The sequence below is a fragment of the Gordonia amicalis NBRC 100051 = JCM 11271 genome (assembly GCF_000332995.1).
In the GTDB taxonomy this organism is placed as follows: Bacteria; Actinomycetota; Actinomycetes; order Mycobacteriales; family Mycobacteriaceae; genus Gordonia; species Gordonia amicalis.
The window spans coordinates 53,371-68,067 of sequence record NZ_BANS01000001.1 but is presented as its reverse complement, the minus strand read 5'-3'; the positions used below and the strand labels follow the sequence as shown (position 1 = coordinate 68,067).

The window sequence follows — 14,697 nt, the reverse complement described above, 5'->3', positions numbered from 1 at the left end:
CAAGCTACCGGCGGCCACCGACAATTCCGCAGGTCACAGACTCGCGAGCGTTCCGCGGAACACACCACGCCCGGCGGTACGCCGAACCACCTGTGAGACCAACCCGCCGGTGCTTCAATGGGCCCATGTCACGTTCCTATGCACTGGAGACCTTCGACCTCGACTTCTTCGACGATGCACCGGTGCGCCACGTGATCGACGTCCGGCTGCCGGTCACGCCACAGCGGGCGTGGGCAGAGTTCACCCGCCAGAACACTCTCGACTGGTGTCGGGCGATCAAGTCGATCCAGTTCACCTCGCCACCTCCCTATGGCGCCGGCGCGACCCGCAAGGCGGTCCTCGGCCCGGGCTACGTGACGCTCCAGGAAGACTTCTTCCACTGGACCGAGGACGCCGAAGCAGGCCGGTACCACAATGCATTCCGGGTCAAGAGCGCCAACGTCCCGGGTATCCGCCGCTTCGGTGAGGCCACTCAGATCGACCCCGCCGACGTCGGCTGTCGCCTGCGGTGGACCTTCGCTCTCGAGCTGCCGACCAAGTCCAAGGCCGTCACCGCGTTCTCCGGCCCGGCGTCGTCCACCGTCTACAAGACGATCGAGGCCGACACCCTCAAGCACTTCGCGAATCTCGAACCGGCGCAATAGTCGCCGGCCCTTGGGTCACGCTGCTGAGACGATCGCAGTCTTCCGATCGAGCAATTCGACCCGTAGAGACGGAGACCCACCTAGTCCAACCTCGTCAACGAGTGCAGCCAGCAACCGGACCGGCCGCGAATCGCCACTGGCGCGAACGCCTATCGGCGTCAGCAGAAAGATGGCTGCCTCCGCGACAACGATCAACGGGCGGTACGACTCCGAAGCATGCGCGCGGCGTAGCCCTCTATGCCTGCTGAGGACATGGAAAGCCACGCCATCGTGCGTCTCGTCGGGCGACTCTCTGATCGTCACGTTTGCGGGGTACCAATAGAGCCCATCGATCGACACTTCCCGCGCCGACGGCCCGCTAATGGTGTCATCGATGCGATGACTCCCCACCGATGTCTCGAAGAGCACAAAGCCCACCTCGTCACGCCTCGCCGAGTTGAGGATCTCCAAGAGTTCCGAGGGGTGATAGGACTGGCTCGCGCTGGCCAACACCGGTATCGCCGACTCTCTCACCCATATCAGTGGTGCGTGGGGAAGTGTGAGCGTGGCATGTACGGAGTTCGTCAACGTCAAGTCGAGCCGGGACCGTGCCCTCGCGAGCCGAGACCGGCGAGCGATGTGCTCGCCACACAGCGGCCCATCGAGCGACTCCAGTTCTCCGAGAAGTGCTGCGCACCTACGCTTCAACCACCGCCAGCTCTCGTGCAGATCCTCCCGAATCCGCTCCGCGTGCTCAGGTCCCCAGGCCGACTCGGATGAGTGTGAACGTCTTCCCATGCACGGCAAGGTAAGTGCGCACCGAAGCCCGACGACGAGAAGACTGCACAGGCAACGGCCCCATCCACAACCTCGCCGAGCTAGTCCCGCAGAAACCCTGCCTCGCTCAGTGCGCGTCGCACGACGCGCTGATGGTCGGGTCCGCGCGTCTCGACACTGACCGTCACCTGCACCTCGCCTAGGTACAGATCGTCGGCGACGCGTGAATGCACGATGTCGATAACGCTCGCACCCTGGTCGCGGAGCAGTTCGAGCAGCGCGAGAAGTCCGCCCGGGCGGTCGGAGACGGTGGCGGTGAAGGTGAGGAATCGACCGGCCGCGGTGAGACCGTGAGTGGTCACGTGGCGCAGCAGCAACGGGTCGATGTTGCCGCCGGACAACACGACACACACTTGTCCCGACAGGTCGAGCGTGCCGCCCACCGCGGCGGCCACACCTGCCGCGCCCGCCGGTTCGACGACCATCTTCGCCCGTTCGAGCATCAGCAGGAGCGCCGTGCTGAGTTCTTCCTCGCTGACGGTCACGACCTCGTCGACGTATTCGGTGACGTGCTCGAACGGGACGTCGCCCGGCCGGGCCACGGCGATGCCGTCGGCCATGGTGTTCATCGACGCCGCGGGCACCGGACGCGTCGCCGCGAGCGACGTCGGCCATGCCGCGGCCTGGGCCGCCTGAACGCCGATGACTCGGACGTCCGGCCTCGACGCCCGTACCGCGGCCGCGACTCCGGCGAGCAGACCGCCGCCACCGAGGGGGACGACGATGGTCGTGACATCGGGCATCTGCCCGAGGATCTCCGTCCCGACCGTCGCCTGACCGGCAACGATGTCGAGGTGATCGAACGGATGGATCAGCACCGCACCGGTCTGATCCGCGAACCGCTGAGCCTCGACCAGCGCCTCATCCACCGTCTCACCGGCCAGAATCACTTCGGCGCCATAGGCTTTCGTCGCCGCGATCTTCGGCAAGGACGCGCCGGTCGGCATGTACACCCGTGCGTTGATCCCCAGCTCGGTCCCCGACCAGGCGACCCCTTGCGCGTGGTTGCCCGCACTCGCTGCGACGACGCCGCGTGCCCGCTCGTCGGCGGACAACCGGGAGATCCGCAGATAGGCACCCCGCGGCTTGAACGAGCCTGTTCGCTGCAGGTTCTCGCACTTCAGCCAGACGTCTGCCCCGCTTCGCTCGGACAGCACGCGGGACGCGATCACCGGCGTCCGCCGGATCACGCCGGACAGCTCGGCGGTCGCCTTCTCGATGTCTGCAGATGTGAGCAGCATTGGGCCAGTATCAACCGCAGGCTGTCAGCGCAGCGCGTTCTCCAGGTCGCCCAGGATGTCGTCGATGTCCTCGATGCCCACCGACAGACGAACCAGGTTGTCGGGAACCTCCAGCAACGAGCCGGCGGTCGACGCATGGGTCATCGCGCCGGGGTGTTCGATCAGGGACTCGATGCCGCCCAGCGACTCGGCGAGGGTGAAGACCTCGGTGCGGGCGCACAACTGCTTGGCCTCTTCGATGCCGCCCTTGACCAGCACCGACACCATGCCGCCGCAGCGCTTCATCTGCTTGGCGGCGACCGCATGGCCCGGGTGGTTCTCGAGTCCCGGGTACAGGACGGCGTCGATCTTGTCGTGCGAGCTCAGGAACTCGACGACCTTCTCGGCGTTGTCACAGTGGCGATCCATGCGGACGGCGAGCGTCTTGGTGCCGCGCATCGTGAGGTAGCCGTCGAACGGTCCGGGAACCGCACCGGCGCCGTTCTGCAGGAAGGCGAACGCCTCGTCGAGCTCTTCGCTGTCGGTGACCAGCGCACCACCGACGACATCGGAATGACCACCGAGGTACTTGGTGGTCGAGTGCAGGACGACATCGGCGCCGAGGGTCAGCGGCTGCTGCAGGTACGGGGAGGCGAAGGTGTTGTCCACCACGAGCTTCACGCCGGCCTCGTGCGCGATGGCGGCGAGGGTTTCGATGTCGCCGACGTTGAGCAGCGGGTTGGTGGGTGTCTCGGTCCAGACGAGCTTGGTCTCGGGACGGATCGCGTCGCGCACCGCGGCGACGTCGGACACCGGTGCCACCGAATAGGTGATGCCCCACTGGGTGAACACCTTGTCGATGAGTCGGAAGGTTCCGCCGTAGGCGTCGTTCGGGATCACCAGGTGGTCACCGGGACGCAGCGTCGAACGCAGCAGGCAGTCGGTGGCGGCCATACCGGACGCGAAAGCGCGACCGTAGGTTCCGTGTTCGAGTGCGGCGAGATTGGCTTCCAGCGCTCGTCGCGTCGGGTTGCCGGTGCGGGCGTACTCGAATCCGTCGCGCAGTCCACCGACGCCGTCCTGGGCGAAGGTCGAGCTGGCGTAGATCGGCACGTTCACCGCGCCGGTCTGGGGATCCGGATCGTATCCGGCGTGAATGGCGCGGGTCGAGAAACCTTGCCAGCGAACCGAATCCGCGGCGCTGCGTCGTTCACTCACAGTGGTGTGCTCCTATCCGACGATCGGGTGGCTCGAGACGAACGCGAGCAGGTCGTGGCGTGTGATGACGCCGATGGGCTTGCCGTCCTCGACGACCATCAGCGCATCGCTGTCGCCGAGTGCCTTGGTGGCGGCGCTGATCGGCTCACCGGAACCGATGAGCGGGAACGGATCTCCCATGTGCGCCGAGACCGGGTCGGCCAGGCTGGCGCGTCCCTCGAAGACGGCGCTGAGCAGGTCTCGCTCGGTGACCGCACCCGCGACCTCGCCGGCCATGACCGGCGGTTCGGCGCCGACGACGGGCATCTGGGACACCCCGTACTCGCGGAGGATCTCGATGGCGTCGCGCAACGTCTCCTGCGGGTGGGTGTGGACGAGGTCGGGCAGAGCACCGGTCTTGCCGCGCAGCACGTCGCCGACCAGCGACTCCTTGGCGTTGGCGTCCAGCGGGGTGCGGAGGAAGCCGTAGCTGCTCATCCACTCGTCGTTGAAGATCTTGGCCATGTAGCCGCGTCCGCCGTCCGGCAGGAGTACGACGACGAGGGCGTCGGGCCCCTCGCGCTCGGCGACCTGGAGGGCCGCGACGACGGCCATACCGCAGGAACCGCCGACGAGGAGCCCTTCCTCGCGGGCGAGGCGGCGGGTCATGTCGAAGGAGTCCGCGTCGGAGACCGCGATGATCTCGTCGGGGATCTCCGGGTCGTAGGCGGCCGGCCAGAAGTCCTCACCGACGCCTTCGACGAGGTACGGGCGTCCGGTGCCGCCGGAGTACACCGACCCCTCGGGGTCGACGCCGATGACCTTCACCGCACCGTTGGAGACCTCCTTGAGGTAGCGCCCGGTGCCGGTGATGGTGCCGCCGGTGCCGACGCCCGCCACGAAGTGCGTGACCTTCCCGTCAGTGTCGGCCCAGATCTCCGGGCCGGTGGTCTCGTAGTGACTCTGCGGGCCGGCCGGGTTGGCGTACTGGTTGGGCTTCCACCCGCCCTCGATCTCGCGAACCAGACGATCGGACACGCTGTAGTAGCTGTCGGGGTGCTCCGGCGGCACGGCGGTCGGGCACACGACGACCTCGGCACCGTAGGCACGCAGCACGTTGCGCTTGTCCTCGCCGACCTTGTCCGGGCAGACGAACACGCACTTGTATCCGCGCTGCTGCGCGACGAGTGCGAGACCGACTCCGGTGTTGCCGGACGTCGGCTCGATGATGGTGCCGCCGGGCTTGAGTTCACCGGAGGCCTCGGCGGCGTCGATCATCCGGACCGCGATGCGGTCCTTGCTGCTCCCGCCGGGATTGAGGTACTCCACCTTGGCCGCGACCAGCCCGGATCCGGGCGAGGTCACGGAATTCAGCTTGACCAGAGGGGTGTTGCCCACCAGGTCCACAACGTGATTGGCGATGCGCATGAGTCCATGGTCCCAGAACCGTCGTGGTCCCCGACACTCGGCCACCGACACCCGGCCGTCGACCTCTAGACTGGCGGCCGTGTCCGGTTGGAGTCGCAAGGTCGGTGCCGACAGTTGGGCCTGGGGCCGGGTCTGCCGCGACGTGGGCGCCACGGCGGCAGCCACTGCGGCCGGAGCGAGTGCCGGATGGGCGGTCTGGAACTACCTCAACGGTCAGGCCGCGACGGCCCGCACCGTGATCCCGCACCGCACCGACAACGCCCCCGACGGCGACGGCGTCTATCACCCGGACGGCCGGGTGACGCGGTACACCCGCGACACTGCGGTCGACCTGTTCCTGACCGTCTTCGGCGATTCCACCGCGGCCGGACTCGGTGTCGACACGGCCGACGAGACGCCCGGTGTGCAGGTCGCACGACGAGTCGCGGCCGAGACCGGCAAGACCGTCCGCTACGCCAACAAGGCCATCGTCGGCGCGACGTCGAAGGGGTTGGCCGCCCAGATCGACGCGATGTTCATCGCCCACGAACGGCCGGATGTCGCGATCATCCTGATCGGCGCGAACGACGTGACGTCCCGCAACGGCATCCGCGCGTCGGCTCGCCGACTCGGCGACGCCGTGCGACTGCTCGTCGGCGGCGGCGCGAAGGTCGTCGTCGGCACCTGCCCCGACTTCGGCGTCATCACCGCCATCCCGCAGCCGCTGCGAACAGTGTTGCGGCAGTGGGGCCTTCGTTTGGCTGCGGCCCAACGCGCGGCGGTCCGTGCCGCGGGTGGGCGGTCGGTTCCGCTCGCCGACCTGATGGCCAAGGAATTCCGGGCCCAGCTCGATTTCATGCTGTCCCCGGATCAATACCACCCCTCGGCGGCGGGATACGCGCTGGCCGCCGACATCCTGATGCCACCGGTCCTCGACGCCATCGGCGAGTGGGGTTCGGCACCGTTACCCGAACCTCCCGAGGAATCCCCGGCGGTGGAGGAGTCGCGCGTGGCCACCGGACTCCGACGCCTGCTCAAGCAGGTGTGACGGCAGATGTGATCTACCACCCCATCAAACCAAGCATCTGCTTGGTTGGGGTAGCGTGGGCGCATGGCTGAAGCAGTGATCGTTTCCACCGCCCGCTCCCCGATCGGCCGCGCCGCCAAGGGATCCCTCAAAGACGTCCGTCCCGACGACCTGTCCCGCCAGATGGTGGAGGCGGCCCTCGCGAAGGTGCCCGAACTCGACCCGGCCGACATCGAGGACATCCACTGGGGCATCGGCCAGCCGGGCGGTCAGGGCGGCAACAACATCGCCCGCGTGATCGCCGTCGAACTCGGTTACGACCACATCCCCGGCGTCACGGTCAACCGCTACTGCTCGTCGTCGCTGCAGACCACACGTATGGCGCTGCACGCCATCAAGGCCGGCGAGGCCGACGTCATCATCTCCGGCGGCGTCGAGAGCGTGTCGAGCTTCGGGATCTCCGGCGGTGCCGACGGTGCCCCGAACTCCAAGAACCCGCTCTTCGACGACGCGATGGCGCGCACCGAACTCGCCGCCGCCGGCGACGCCGGGATCTGGCACGACCCCCGCCAGGACGGACTCATCCCCGACGTCTACATCGCGATGGGCCAGACCGCCGAGAACGTCGCGAGCTTCACCGGCATCTCGCGTGAGGACCAGGACCGCTGGGGCGTCCTCAGTCAGAACCGCGCGGAAGCGGCCATCAAGTCCGGCTTCTTCGCCCGCGAGATCGAACCGGTCACCCTGGCCGACGGCACCCAGGTCACCACCGACGACGGCCCGCGCGCGGGTACGACGTACGAGAAGATCTCGCAGCTCAAGCCGGTCTTCCGACCCGACGGCACCATCACCGCCGGCAACGCCTGCCCGCTCAACGACGGTGCCGCCGCGCTGGTCATCATGAGCGACACCAAGGCGAAGGAACTCGGCCTGACGCCGCTGGCGCGCGTCGTCGCCACCGCCGCCACCGGCCTGTCACCCGAGATCATGGGCCTCGGTCCGATCGAGGCGATCCGCAAGGTGCTCAAGATCTCCGGGATGTCGCTGTCCGACATCGACCTCGTGGAGATCAACGAGGCCTTCGCCGTCCAGGTGCTCGGCTCGGCGAACGAACTCGGCATCGACCACGACAAGCTGAACGTCTCGGGCGGCGCGATCGCTCTCGGCCACCCGTTCGGTATGACCGGTGCACGGATCACGACCACCCTGCTCAACAACCTCCGCACCCATGACAAGACCTTCGGCATCGAGTCGATGTGCGTCGGTGGCGGTCAGGGTATGGCCATGGTTCTCGAGCGCCTCAGCTGACCCGCGCGCAGTGCCTCAACTGACCGAGGTCTCCTCTCGCTCTTCGACGCCCCTCGCCGCGTTCGGTCCCAGGACCGCGACGCTGCGAGGGGTTGTTCGTCGATAGACGGCCCACGCGATCACGGTCCCGCCGACGATGTAGATCTCGGCGGGGATGGCCCACACGTTGTTCGTCGCCGTGTTGTCGTGGATGTAGTACTGCGAGATGTGCCCGGCGAGGTCGCCGCCGTAGCTGATCGCCAGCGCCCACACCGCGGCGTCGAGCCATCCGCCGCGGTTGCGGATCCGGAACGTCAGCAGGCAGATCAACCCCACGGCGATGTCGTTCCACCCGAGCTCCCACTGGAACATCGACGGGATGAAGTCCGGTCCGATGTCCTTGGCGATCTCCGGGGCATTCGGTCCGACGTGCCCGAAGCCGGCGAAGACGCCGAACACTCCGCCGGGTACGAGGATCCACAGCAGCACGAGTTCTGCGTTGCGGCCGATGGTGCGTCGACGCGCCGACCGGTCCGCCAGGATGTGCACCATCGCGCCGACGATCATCAACGCGAGCTGAATCAGAAAAAACACCATCCCCGATGGTCGGCACAGCTCTTGTCCGCGGATGCCCACTTGACATCTTTTTCCTCCGCACAGACGACAACGAACCCCACACCGGCGCGGGTGTGGGGTTCGTTGTGAATCGGATGCGGGACCGCCGCGTCGGAACTAGTCCGAGTTGAAGTAGCTCAGCAGGCGCAGGATCTCGACGTACAGCCAGACCAGGGTGACGGTCAGGCCGAGGGCGACGCCCCATGCTGCGCGGTCGGGCGCGCCGGCGCGGATGAGACGGTCCGCCGAGTCGAAGTCGAGCAGGAAGCTGAACGCCGCCAACGCGATGCAGACCAGCGAGAAGATGATCGCGATCGGACCGCCGTCGCGCAGGACACCGGCCTCGCCGGTGAACAGGCCGATCACCAGGTTGCCGACCATCAGCACGAGCACACCGATCATGCCGGCGAACAGCATGCGGGTGAAGCGCGGCGTGACGCGGATGGCGCCGATCTTGTACACGAACAGCATGCCGAAGAACACGCCGAACGTACCGAGAACCGCCTGTCCGATCAGGGCTCCGGCAGAGATGTCGCCGCCGACGACCAGGTTCGCGAAGGCGAAGGAGATCGAACCGACGAACAGTCCCTCGAATGCCGCGTAGGCGAGCACGATGGCCGGGTTGTCCTGCTTACGGCCGAAGCTCGCGATCAGGACGAGGACGAGACCGCCGATCGCACCGACCATCATCAGCGGCAGCGCGAGGCTGACCTGAGCGGACTCGGTGGCCCGGCTGCTGATGCCGAAGTAGGTCGCGACCGCGACGACGGTCAGGACGCCCAGAGTGATCGCGGTCTTGGTGACCACGTCGTCGATGGTGAGCTGCCGGGTGGCGGGCGGCGCCTGGGTGTAAGGGTCAGCTGCCTGACCGTATTTGTTCATCGCGACGCCGGTGCCGGCCGTGCCGGCCCCGAACCCCGCGTACCCGGATTGATTGTCGCGGACCACGCCGCGCATCACCGGATTGCTGCTCTCTCGCACGAAGCGCTCCTTAATCGGTACGGATCTATACCGTCTCAACGTCGAGCCATTCCTGTGAGTTCCCTGACGGGACGACAAGAGTGACCGTGTCGAATCCGACTTTACCGGCCCTTGACCATCTTGTCGTTCATCACTGCCTCTCGTGCTGCCGAGGCCGCAGGGTCGCCAGCCATGTCCGCGCGGTCTCGGGGTCCCCGCAGTCGGTGTGAGCGGACATCACCGCACGTCCGAGGCACACTGCCTTGAGCATGGACTCGGCGCGCTGGAAATCGTCCCCCCAACCCAGTCCGGGTTTGGACAGCATCAGCGATGCGATGCCGTGCGCGGCGGCCCACAGTTCGAGGACCACGTCGTTCACGTCGTCGCGGCCGAACAACCCCTCGTCGGCGAGTTCGGTGACCGTGTCCACGAACCGGGTGTAGGCGCTGGCGGCCAGCACCTGGTCGACCTTGGACGGATGCGCGGCGTCGGCTGGTTTCCCGAAGGCCACGCGATAGAGCACCGGGGTCGCGACGGCGAACCGGACGTAGGCGAGGCCGAGCTGCAGCGCCCGCTCCAGCGGATCGTCTATGCCTTCGGCCGCGGAGGCCAACTGATCGTCGAGGCGCTCGAAGTAGCGGGCGCACACGGCGTCGAGAAGGGCGTCTTTGTCGGCGAAGTGCAGGTAGATCGACGGTGGCGTGACGCCGACGCGAGTGGCGACCCCCCGGATAGACATGCCCGTGTCGTCACCGTGCTCGACCAGCAGCTCGCCCGCGGCCTCGATGATCTCCTCGGCGAGGATCTCACCTGCTCCGCGAGGTGATCTCGCCCGTCTGCGTGTCGTCACTGTTCTCCTGCGCTCGGTTCTTCTCCTGTATCCGGTGTGGTTGTGGCGGGTCGTCCTCGGACACTTCCTCGGACAGACCGAAGCGGTCGTGGAGCTTCCTCAGCGGTGCCGGCGCCCACCAGTTGGCGCGTCCGGCGAGGCGCATGAACGCGGGCACCAGGAACATCCTGACCAGGGTCGCGTCCATCAGCACCGCCAGGGCCAGCCCCACCCCAAACATACGCATGAATGACACTTCCGAGGCCGCGATCGCGGCGAACACGATGCTCATCAGCAGGGCCGCCGCGGTGATCACCCGACCGGTGCGCGCAAGGCCCAGTGCCACGGCATGATCGCTGGCCGCGCGGGTGCGATCGGACTTCAGCCATTCCTCGCGCACGCGTCCGAGCAGGAAGACCTCGTAATCCATCGAGAGACCGAACGCCACACAGAACAGCAGCACCGGCATGGTCGCGTTCAGCGTCCCGGTGGCCGTGGTGCCGAGGCCGCCGAGGTGCCCCTCCTGGAAGAACCACACCATCGCGCCGAAGGTCGCCGACAGCGACAGGATGTTCAGGACCAGCGCCTTCAGCGGGAGGACCACGCTGCCGGTGAAGAGGAACAGCAGGACGAACGTGGCGATCGCGATGAGCGCGAGCACCCAGGGCAGGTGGGCGTAGATCGAGCCGACGGTGTCATCGGTGGTCGCCGCAAGCCCGGTGACGAGGATCTCGGTACCGTTCGGCGCGGGGACCGCGCGCAGGTCGTCGAGTTGCCCGATGCCGGCATCGCTGGTCGGGTCCCGGTCGGTCGACACGTTGAGGATGTGGACGTCGCCGCGACTGTCGTCGGGACTGCCGGGCGCGACCGCCTGACCCTCGACGAAGGTCCCGGCCGACGATCCCGACGAATTGACGTCGTCGACCTGCGACAGCGCCGATGTGTACGCGGCGAGTGACTGCTGCCCCACCGGCCCCTGTACGACGACGGTGACCGCCGAGGAGAGGTCGACCTCGTAGTCGTCGCGGATCTCCTGCTGGATGGCGTGCGAACTCGCGGACTCCGGCAGCACGCGGTCGTCGGGGAAGCCCATCTTGAGTGACAGGAACGGTGCGCCGAGGACCAACAGGAAGATGGTGACGACGGCTGCGACGGGGAGCGCATGGCGTAGGACCCGTTGGACGAGGCGGTACCACCAGGTGTCCTCCGGTTCACGAGGCTGCGACGGCTGCAGACGCAGCAGACGGCGCGCGGGTTTGCGGGCGTCGAGCGCATCGATCCGGTCGCCGAGGAGCATCAGCACGGCCGGGGTCACGATGAGCGCGGAGAGGGCCGCGACGGCCACGACGCCCAGCCCGGCGAAGGCGAACGAGCGCAGGAAGTATTGCGGGAACAGCACCAACGCACTCAGGGAGAGCGCAACCGTCACCGCCGAGAACGCCACGATGCGGCCCGCGGTGGCCAGGGTCCGGACGATCGCGTCGGGGCGGTCGCGTCCCCGCTCGACCTCCTCGCGGTAGCGCGTGAGCAGCAGCAACGTGTAATCGATCGCGAGCGCCAGACCCATTGCGGTGGTGAGGTTCAGCGCGAACACCGAGACGTCGGTGATCGAACCGATCACCCGCAGCAGCGCGAAGGTCAAGATGATCGAGACGATGCCGATGCCGACGGGAATCGCCGCGGCGATGAGCCCACCGAAGACGAAGATCAGCACGATGAAGGTGATGGGAATGGCGATCGCCTCGGCCATCAACAGGTCCGACGCGGTCTGTTCGTTGACCTGGGAGTACACGAGCGCCTGGCCGCCGACGCGGATCGAGATCCCGTCGCGCTCGCCGGTGAACGCCTCCTCGATCTCCGCCGCCCGGGCGGGAGCCAGATCCTCGCCGCCCTCGAGCGAGACGATGATCAGCGCCGACGTCCGGTCGCGGCTGACCAGCGCCGAGTCGAGCGCCGGGTCGGCCCAGACGGACAGGATCTGGTCCTGCACGTTCTCGTTCGCGTCGAGTTCACGGATGACGTTGTCCGCCACGCTTTTCGCGGTCGGATCACGCGAGATGTCGACACCGGCCGGACCGTCGAGCTTGAGGACGACCTGGATGCCCCCGCGATTGAACGTCTCGTCGAGTACCTTGTCGGCCTTTGCGGAGCCCGCGTTCGGATCGCTGTAACCGCCGGCCAGCAGATGCTCGGCGGCGGTCGCGCCGTACGCACCACACACCACGATGAGGATGAAGGCGCCGAGCAGCACCCTCTTCGGCATCGAGATGATCAGCCGTGTCAATCGAACCACCGTGCGCCCCCTCGCCTCGGTCGACTTTACGGCGTTAAGTTATCAGCAGTAACTTACCGGGTCAATGGATCAACCTGCGTGGATCACCGAGTGCGGGTCGTGAGCAGCCGCACGATTCATACCGACTCCACGACGCACCGTTCGGAGCTCCCGTTCGATGACCACCGATTCCGAACCGAGCAGTCCCGTGGCACGGATGATCTCCCGCAACCGGATCGCCGGACGCGCGACGTCCACCAGATGGTGAAGCGGTGAACGTCGCAAACCCATGCGGCGGGCCACCGGACGCTCCACCCACCGGGTGGAAATCGCGGAGAAAGACGACCGGAGAATGGGACCCGTGACCACGTCGAGCGCGGACACCAGCACCGCGGGCACCGGGATCGGCGCCGCGCCCTGCACGACGCCGGGGAGGTCATAGCCCTCGTGGAGCAACGCCTTGATGAGCACCTTCGACGAATCGTCCGGTTCGAGTTCGAACTCGGCGGCAACCCGGAACAGATCGGCCGCCTCGGCGTGACTGACCGGGAGCAGGTCGTCGTCGACGCCGACGACCCAGCCGATCCACCGCCACAGGTGTGATCGCCTCGCGTTCGGCGCTGCTGTAGTGGATGCCGAAGTCACGCGCGACCACCAGCGGCAGAGCCAGGAACCCGCACGAGATCGTCATCATCGAGTAGGTCTGGTTGATCGGCACTCCCCACGCATCTTCATCCCAGCCCGCGGCGTCCTCCCCGTCGACGCGATGGGGGTGGCGAAGGGTGTCCCGGATGTACGCGTGGAGGAGCCGAATGCGCAGTGTCGCAACCCAACCGGGATTTCCCGGCAACATCGCTCCGGGCGTGGTGGCCTCCGCGACCCAGCGCGCCGTGGACTGCACCCGATCGCGCGTCCCCAGCCCCGGGCGGCCCGTGGCGACCAAGGGCCGCACGAAACCCTGCGCCTTGTACCCGTAGATCAGCGACTGATAGAGCGTCGACGATTGCAGGGTGCCGAATCGCCACCACGCACGCGCCCCCGACGCCGCGATTGCCGCGTCGAACCACGTGGGCGGGGTGCTCGTCGCCCTGAGCAGTCGGCGCATCGACGCCGGCATCTCGATCCGGTCGGGATCATCAGGCGCGGCCGGATCCGCGTGGGACTCCAGGAGATCGACCAATGTCGAGAACGACATCCCGCGTTCGCGGGCCTCGACGACCACCGCGTCGGCGAGCGGGTCACCCTGGGAGAGGCCGACTTCCAGCCGTTCGACGAGTTCGGGATGCCGCGTCCGGACAGCCTCCCAGTTCCGAGCGCCGGTCACCGCTGTCGCGTCCATGTCTCCGATGATCACCCGCTGCGGTGGGCGGGTCAAGGAAGAGGCAGGTCAAGGAACCTGACTATGCTCACCGGGAAGCCCCCATAGCCCAATTGGCAGAGGCAGCCGACTTAAAATCGGCACAGTGTCGGTTCGAGTCCGACTGGGGGCACTCGTTTCACAGGCGTCGACGACGATTCGGCGGACTCAGCGTGAGGTGCGCAGGTTCTCCGGCAGCACCCTGGCGATCAGGCGGGCCATGGCCTGATTTCCTTTGAGGTTCTGGTGAAATCCGAGGTAGACACTGGTCGGCACGAAGCCCTCGAACCACTTGTCACGCGAGCACGCATCATGTCCCACGACCTGGTTCTGGATGTCGACGAAGATGGCGCCGTGACGCTCGGACACCTTCTCCAGGATCGTGTTGTACCTGCCGATGAAACTGTTCCGGATGAACGATATGTCGGCGTCGCTCGCCGGGTTGGCCGGATAGCACCCGCGGTCGCCGAAGTACCCACCCTGACCGACCACTGCGATGGCAGCGTCGGGTGCCCGCCCACGGACAGCCTCGAGCGACGAGTTGATCGCGGCCTCGAGCGCCCGCAGCCCGTGGTTGACCCCGTTCACATAGAAGGGATTGGTGCGGCAGCGCGAGTCCATACCCTCGATCGGCGCGATGCACCAGCGCGAGAGGTTGCCCCAGTCGGCATCGTTGGCACCGATCGAGATCGTGATCAGGTCCGCGTCGGGACGCACCGCCTGGATCTGCGGCGGATGGACTCCATCCAAGCGCAGCTGCGGCACCGAGGTGATGTTCTCCCCTTTTGCGCCCGCACAGGCAACTGTGCGAAATGACGTCGCACCGATGGTCTTCGCGAGCAGGTTCGGGTAGGCAGTCTCCGAACGCGAGCACCCCTGGACCTGGGTGAGCGTGGTCGGGCTGGCCGCTCGCGAATCACCCAGGGCGATGTAGGTGAGTGTCTTGCGCGCCGCGTTCGGCGGCGCGGCAAGCGCCGGAGCGGCACCGAGCCCCACGACGACGGACACGGCAATCACAGCAGTCACGACACGGGTCACGAAGGTGCGTGCGGAGGACGGCCCGCGA

Annotated in this window: 12 protein-coding genes, 1 tRNA gene and 1 pseudogene; 4 read left to right on the top strand and 10 right to left on the bottom strand. The window is 67.1% G+C overall.

From position 1 onward, the window contains the following. The first annotated feature begins 125 nt into the window (after positions 1 to 125). Complete coding sequence (locus GOAMI_RS00325) at positions 126 to 644, top strand: SRPBCC family protein (RefSeq protein WP_006434382.1); 519 nt, start codon at positions 126 to 128, stop codon at positions 642 to 644. 15 nt (positions 645 to 659) lie between these two features. On the opposite strand, the gene GOAMI_RS00320 is transcribed toward GOAMI_RS00325, so the two are convergent. The 4 genes from GOAMI_RS00320 to GOAMI_RS00305 all read right to left on the bottom strand — a co-directional run bounded on the left by GOAMI_RS00320 (position 660) and on the right by GOAMI_RS00305 (position 5,305). After that, complete coding sequence (locus GOAMI_RS00320) at positions 660 to 1,157, bottom strand: hypothetical protein (RefSeq protein ID WP_152528535.1); 498 nt, start codon at positions 1,155 to 1,157, stop codon at positions 660 to 662. 344 nt (positions 1,158 to 1,501) lie between these two features. Further along, a complete protein-coding gene (gene ilvA / locus GOAMI_RS00315) occupies positions 1,502 to 2,701 on the bottom strand; it encodes a threonine ammonia-lyase (RefSeq protein WP_006434380.1) in 1,200 nt (399 codons plus the stop codon). A 24-nt stretch (positions 2,702 to 2,725) separates the two neighbouring features. After that, the gene (locus tag GOAMI_RS00310) at positions 2,726 to 3,898 is read right to left on the bottom strand and encodes a cystathionine gamma-synthase (protein WP_006434379.1); all 1,173 of its coding nucleotides are present in this window, start codon (positions 3,896 to 3,898) and stop codon (positions 2,726 to 2,728) included. 12 nt (positions 3,899 to 3,910) lie between these two features. Then, positions 3,911 to 5,305, bottom strand: a complete 1,395-nt coding sequence (locus tag GOAMI_RS00305; protein ID WP_006434378.1) for a cystathionine beta-synthase — start codon at positions 5,303 to 5,305, stop codon at positions 3,911 to 3,913. A gap of 79 nt (positions 5,306 to 5,384) precedes the next feature. Here GOAMI_RS00305 and GOAMI_RS00300 point away from each other — a divergent pair, with 79 nt between their 5' ends. Together GOAMI_RS00300 and GOAMI_RS00295 are read left to right on the top strand one after the other, a co-directional pair. Next, positions 5,385 to 6,332, top strand: coding sequence for an SGNH/GDSL hydrolase family protein (locus tag GOAMI_RS00300; RefSeq protein ID WP_174324696.1), 948 nt, complete (start codon positions 5,385 to 5,387; stop codon positions 6,330 to 6,332). A 63-nt stretch (positions 6,333 to 6,395) separates the two neighbouring features. Then, positions 6,396 to 7,619 carry an acetyl-CoA C-acetyltransferase gene (locus GOAMI_RS00295; RefSeq protein WP_006434376.1) on the top strand — a complete coding sequence of 408 codons (1,224 nt, stop codon included), beginning with the start codon at positions 6,396 to 6,398 and terminating at the stop codon, positions 7,617 to 7,619. A gap of 15 nt (positions 7,620 to 7,634) precedes the next feature. On the opposite strand, the gene GOAMI_RS00290 is transcribed toward GOAMI_RS00295, so the two are convergent. From GOAMI_RS00290 to GOAMI_RS00270, 5 genes and pseudogenes are all read right to left on the bottom strand, one after another. Further along, complete coding sequence (locus GOAMI_RS00290) at positions 7,635 to 8,195, bottom strand: DUF6790 family protein (RefSeq protein ID WP_024497782.1); 561 nt, start codon at positions 8,193 to 8,195, stop codon at positions 7,635 to 7,637. A 135-nt stretch (positions 8,196 to 8,330) separates the two neighbouring features. Continuing rightward, positions 8,331 to 9,194, bottom strand: a complete 864-nt coding sequence (locus GOAMI_RS00285) for a Bax inhibitor-1/YccA family protein (protein ID WP_006434374.1) — start codon at positions 9,192 to 9,194, stop codon at positions 8,331 to 8,333. Positions 9,195 to 9,324: 130 nt separating this feature from the next. Beyond that, a complete protein-coding gene (locus GOAMI_RS00280; protein WP_006434373.1) occupies positions 9,325 to 10,023 on the bottom strand; it encodes a TetR/AcrR family transcriptional regulator in 699 nt (232 codons plus the stop codon). Further along, positions 9,980 to 12,265, bottom strand: a complete 2,286-nt coding sequence (locus GOAMI_RS00275; protein WP_081598168.1) for an MMPL family transporter — start codon at positions 12,263 to 12,265, stop codon at positions 9,980 to 9,982. Before GOAMI_RS00275 ends, GOAMI_RS00280 begins: the two co-directional genes overlap by 44 nt. Before the next feature lie 99 nt (positions 12,266 to 12,364). Continuing rightward, positions 12,365 to 13,613, bottom strand: a pseudogene (locus tag GOAMI_RS00270) (oxygenase MpaB family protein). A gap of 77 nt (positions 13,614 to 13,690) precedes the next feature. Between GOAMI_RS00270 and GOAMI_RS00265 the strand changes: the two are divergent. Beyond that, a tRNA-Leu gene (locus GOAMI_RS00265) sits at positions 13,691 to 13,764 on the top strand. 35 nt (positions 13,765 to 13,799) lie between these two features. Here GOAMI_RS00265 and GOAMI_RS00260 read toward each other — a convergent pair. Continuing rightward, positions 13,800 to 14,657: an SGNH/GDSL hydrolase family protein gene (locus tag GOAMI_RS00260; RefSeq protein ID WP_255219169.1), complete on the bottom strand. Its 858-nt coding sequence runs from the start codon at positions 14,655 to 14,657 to the stop codon at positions 13,800 to 13,802. Between the last annotated feature and the right edge of the window lie 40 nt (positions 14,658 to 14,697).

What these genes read in the sequence shown, in the direction of transcription:
- GOAMI_RS00325 (WP_006434382.1), top strand. Translation starts at nt 126, where the DNA reads ATGTCACGTTCCTATGCACTGGAGACCTTCGACCTCGACTTCTTCGAC.
- ilvA (WP_006434380.1), bottom strand. Translation starts at nt 2,701, where the DNA reads ATGCTGCTCACATCTGCAGACATCGAGAAGGCGACCGCCGAGCTGTCC.
- GOAMI_RS00305 (WP_006434378.1), bottom strand. Translation starts at nt 5,305, where the DNA reads ATGCGCATCGCCAATCACGTTGTGGACCTGGTGGGCAACACCCCTCTG.
- GOAMI_RS00295 (WP_006434376.1), top strand. Translation starts at nt 6,396, where the DNA reads ATGGCTGAAGCAGTGATCGTTTCCACCGCCCGCTCCCCGATCGGCCGC.
- GOAMI_RS00290 (WP_024497782.1), bottom strand. Translation starts at nt 8,195, where the DNA reads ATGGTGTTTTTTCTGATTCAGCTCGCGTTGATGATCGTCGGCGCGATG.
- GOAMI_RS00275 (WP_081598168.1), bottom strand. Translation starts at nt 12,265, where the DNA reads ATGCCGAAGAGGGTGCTGCTCGGCGCCTTCATCCTCATCGTGGTGTGT.